Source organism: Chitinophagaceae bacterium, from assembly GCA_007695095.1.
Lineage (GTDB): Bacteria > Bacteroidota > Bacteroidia > Chitinophagales > REEL01 > REEL01.
This window is the reverse complement of record REEL01000027.1, coordinates 1-4,581: the sequence shown is the minus strand read 5'-3', so window position 1 is coordinate 4,581 and position 4,581 is coordinate 1. Positions and strand designations below refer to the sequence as shown.

The window sequence follows — 4,581 nt, the reverse complement described above, 5'->3', positions numbered from 1 at the left end:
CATAAATGTTCAGCGACACCTCTTGGGAGAAAGTAGCCTGTTTCTCATGATGATATTGTTGCATTTTTGATTTGTAAATACCGGTACACCTTATTGTATGTATATACCGGCTTCCATTACTTTTTCCAATTGCTGCAAGCTTGCAGCAGCTTCATTGTTTAATCCTTTTTTTTTCATGATTAATAAAGTTTAAGGTGAATTAAATCTACTAATTTAGTTATATTTACCCACTAAAGCTACCCGAAGGGTGTCACTTGAACATTGGTATAGCCTACAATAGCGGGACTTGGCTGTAGTTTTATGTTCGCTACTACGCGTGGGCTTTTGCAGCGGTGGACAGGGGAGCGGCCCGCAAATCCGCTAGTGTGGCTATCCCAGGAACGTTAGGTAACATGCTAAGAAAGCCGACTGCACAAACAGCACATTTGGTTTTTGTCGACACACAAAGCCAATGCTGAAAAACCAAAAGAGCTGTTTTTTTGACCAACGCTCGACAAAACGAACAATAAACGAAAAGAAAGAAGAAAATAAATATGAACTTAAACACACAAAACCTACAATCTATCATCAACTTCATTTGGACGGTTGCAGATGATGTATTGATTAATAAATTTCTTGAAAATCAGTATCAGGATGTTATCCTTCCGATGACGGTTTTAAGACGTTTGGACTTGGCATTAGAACCGACCAAAGACAAGGTGCTGAAAACCCACAACGAGTTTAAAAGCAAGATTGACAATGTTTCCGGACTATTGACCAGCGATTTACACGGAAGTGGTTTGGCGTTTTACAACACTTCGCCTTACACAATGAAAAAACTCTTGGACGACCCCAAGAATATTGATGCCAACTTTTTGGACTATCTCAATGGCTTTTCGGAAAATGTGCAGGACATCATTTCCAAATTCAAGTTTCGCAATCAGTTAAAGACCTTTGAAGAAACAGGTATTACTTTTTCCTTGATAGAGAAATTCTGCAATCCGAAAGTAGAGCTAAGCCCCGACAAAATCTCGCCAATGGCAATGGGCTATATGTTTGAGGACTTGATTCGCAGGTTCAATGAAAAAACCAATGCAGCCGCAGGGCGACATTTCACACCACGGGAAATCATTGAATTGATGACACATTTGGTGTATTTGCCGGTAAAAGATAAAATCCAAAAAGGCACTTTCTTGGTGTATGACCCTTGTGCGGGTTCGGGTGCTATGCTCACGCAATCCAAAATATTTGCCACCGACCCGGAAGGAGAAATCAAATCAACAGCTACTTTCCACTTGTACGGGCAGGAAAATACAGGCGAAATGTACGCAACCTGTAAATCCGATATGTTGCTCAAAAATGAAGACCCCGACAAAATCAAGTTTGGTTCTACCTTGAGCGAATACGGTTTTGACCCTGATTTGAAATTCAATTTTATGCTCACCAATCCGCCTTATGGCACTACCTGGAAGCAGGATATGGAAAATCTAAATGTAGGTACAGGCAAAAAAGTAGAGATTAAAGACAAACGTTTTAACCTAAAGATAAAAAACTTCAAAGGCGAACCGGTGGAAACCAGTTTGACATCCCGCAGCAATGACGGACAATTGATGTTTATGCTGCATATGCTTTCAAAAATGAAAGACCCGAAAGACAGTGGTAGCCGTATAGCTTCCGTTCACAATGGTTCGGCTTTGTTTACAGGAGATGCAGGTAGTAGTGAAAGCGGTATTCGTCAATACATACTGGAAAATGATTTGTTAGAATGTATCATCCAGTTGCCGAATGATATGTTCTACAACACAGGCATTACCACCTATATCTGGTTTTTGACCAATGTAAAAGAAGAACGCAGAAAAGGCAAAGTGCAATTAATTAATGCTTCCTCGGAAGGTTTTTATCAGAAAATGCGAAAAAGTTTGGGTAGTAAAAGAGTTGAACTCACTGCCCAACATATTCAAATGATACAAGAAATGTACTTCGCTTTTGAAGACCTGCCTGCCGGACAGGCAGGAAAAGAATACAGCAAAATTTTCAACAATGAAGATTTTGGCTTTTATCAAATCACGGTACACCAACCTGAAAGAGATGAAAAAGGCAATATTGTCAAAGACAGCAAAGGCAAACCCAAAAGCGATAGCAGTTTAAAAGACACGGAAAATGTACCAATGCGTAAAGGCATTGCACGCAATATCCTGATAGATGAGTATTTCAATAGGGAAGTACTACCTTTTGCTGTGGGTGCTTGGTATGACAAAGACAAAATGAAAGTGGGCTACGAAATAGCCTTCAATAAATATTTTTATCAATATGAGCCATTGAGAGCACTATCGGACATTGCCAATGATATTTTGGCTTTAGAAAAGGAAACAGATGGTTTGTTAAAAGAGATTATTGAATAATTGCGACACTGTCGCAAGAATTGAAAACTGAAATATGTCAGAAAAATTTCAAAATAAATATCGCATAGCATCACACCGAAAACCCAATTGGGATTATTCGGCAGATGCGCTGTATTTTTTGACCATTGTAACCCAAAACAGGGAATGTAATTTGGGTAAAATTGTACAGACGAACGGCCGTGCGTCTGTACAAATGGAATTATCCGATTTTGGCAAAATCGTGGAACAGGAATGGTTTAAATCATTTGAAATTCGAAATGAATTATTTTTGCACGAATTTGTAATAATGCCCAATCATTTACACACCATTGTTGAAATTTATAATGAAAATCGGGATGATTTGGTTGGTGATGATGTGATGGATCGGGATACGTACGTAGATACGCACGGCCGTGCGTATCTACCGAACGAACCGAACGAACAAATGGAAACAACCAAATCCGAATCATTATCCATCAAACGCAATTCCCCCATACGATTACCCAAATCCATTTCATCATTCATGGCAGGTTTTAAATCGGCCGTCAATACAAAAATTGATGATTATATAGATGAACATCATTTGGACATACCCAAATACAACCGAAACAATCATTTTTTTCAACCCAATTATAACGACCACATCATCAGAAACAAACAGGAATACACCAGAATTGCTAATTACATCATCAACAACCCCGAAAATTGGTTTAAAGACAAATTGAATGGCAAAATATAATTCATATCCGAAATATAAAAACAGCGGCATCCCATGGCTGGGGGAAATTCCTGAGCATTGGGAAGTAAGAAAGTTGAAGTATTTAGCGGATTGCTTCCCCAGTAATGTAGATAAACATTCCAAGGAAGGTGAGAAAAAAGTACGCCTTTGTAACTATACAGATGTTTACAAAAATGATTTTATTAGAAATAGTATGCAGTTTATGATTGCATCAGCTTCTGATGAACAAATAGAAAAATTCAAATTACTTTCAGGAGATGTAATAATCACAAAAGATTCAGAAACTGCGAATGATATTGCTGTTCCAGCATTTGTAATTGAAGATTTAGAAAATGTAATTTGTGGCTATCACTTATCAATTATAAGATCTTATGAATTTATTGATGGAAAATATATTTTTAGGTTATTCCAACATAAAAGATTTAACTCTCAATTTGAGATTTGCTCAAATGGTGTGACACGAGTGGGGCTGGGCGTTTATGATTTGCAAAATGCATTTGGTGTATGTCCCCCCAAACAAGAACAAACCGCCATTGCCCGCTTTTTAGATTACAAACTGGCAAAAATCAACCGCTTTATCCAAAAGAAAAAGCAACTGATCAAACTACTCAACGAGCAAAAAGCCGCCATCATCAACCAAGCCGTTACCAAAGGCCTGCCTGCCGAAGCGGCAGCGAAGGCAGGATTAGATGCCAATGTGAAAATGAAAGATAGCGGTATAGAATGGTTGGGGGATATTCCGGAGCATTGGGAGGTGAGGAAGTTGAAGTATTTGGCTAATGCTGTATTAGGAAAAATGCTATGTAATGAGGATAAAGGAGGCTACTTTAAAAGACCATATCTAAAATCTAAAAATATTCAATGGCTGAATGTCGATTTTTCTGATGTTGAAGAAATGTGGTTCTCTAGTTCAGAGTTAGAAACGTACCGACTTAAAAAAGGGGATTTAATTTTGAGTGAAGGTGGCGAAGTTGGTAAAACCTGTATGTGGAATAATCAATTAGAAGAATGTTACATTCAAAACTCAGCCCATAAAGTAACAATCAATGAAGGAAATTTAAACCACTATTTTCTTTACTTATTTAACAGTTATGGGAAAAAAGGAGGTTTTGATTCTATTGTAAATAGAGTAAGCATTGCTCATTTAACAAAAGATAAATTGATTAATGTGAAGTGCTTAGTGCCACCACTTATAGAACAACAACAAATCGTTTCCTACATAAAACAAGAAACCGCCATCATCAACACCACTATTTCCAAAATCGAAAAAGAATTGGCATTAACCGAAGAATACAAAACCGCCTTGATAGCCGAAGCGGTAACGGGTAAGATAGATGTGCGGGGGTATGAGGTGCCTGAGATTGTGGAAGAGGATCCCGATAGCTATCGGGATGAGGAGATAGAAGAAGAATTGGGGATGGTGGCTGAGGATGGGGAAACATATCAAACTCAAAAGGAAGATTTATGAGCAAGAAACAATAT

3 protein-coding genes are annotated in these 4,581 nt (G+C 38.1%); all 3 read left to right on the top strand.

The window, feature by feature from the left end; all coding sequences use genetic code 11:
* The first annotated feature begins 533 nt into the window (after window positions 1-533).
* The 3 genes from EA412_00525 to EA412_00515 are packed head-to-tail and all read left to right on the top strand — an operon-like array spanning window position 534 to window position 4,567.
* Window positions 534-2,381 (top strand): SAM-dependent DNA methyltransferase, encoded by a 1,848-nt coding sequence (locus EA412_00525; GenBank protein ID TVR84195.1) that lies wholly within the window; start codon window positions 534-536, stop codon window positions 2,379-2,381.
* A 34-nt stretch (window positions 2,382-2,415) separates the two neighbouring features.
* A complete protein-coding gene (locus EA412_00520) occupies window positions 2,416-3,099 on the top strand; it encodes a hypothetical protein (protein ID TVR84194.1) in 684 nt (227 codons plus the stop codon).
* Window positions 3,086-4,567 (top strand): hypothetical protein, encoded by a 1,482-nt coding sequence (locus tag EA412_00515; protein TVR84193.1) that lies wholly within the window; start codon window positions 3,086-3,088, stop codon window positions 4,565-4,567. Before EA412_00520 ends, EA412_00515 begins: the two co-directional genes overlap by 14 nt.
* Window positions 4,568-4,581: the final 14 nt, after the last annotated feature.

Bases quoted from the DNA above. Each gene is read 5' to 3' on its own strand.
- EA412_00525 (TVR84195.1), top strand. From the start codon at position 534: ATGAACTTAAACACACAAAACCTACAATCTATCATCAACTTCATTTGG.
- EA412_00520 (TVR84194.1), top strand. From the start codon at position 2,416: ATGTCAGAAAAATTTCAAAATAAATATCGCATAGCATCACACCGAAAA.
- EA412_00515 (TVR84193.1), top strand. From the start codon at position 3,086: ATGGCAAAATATAATTCATATCCGAAATATAAAAACAGCGGCATCCCA.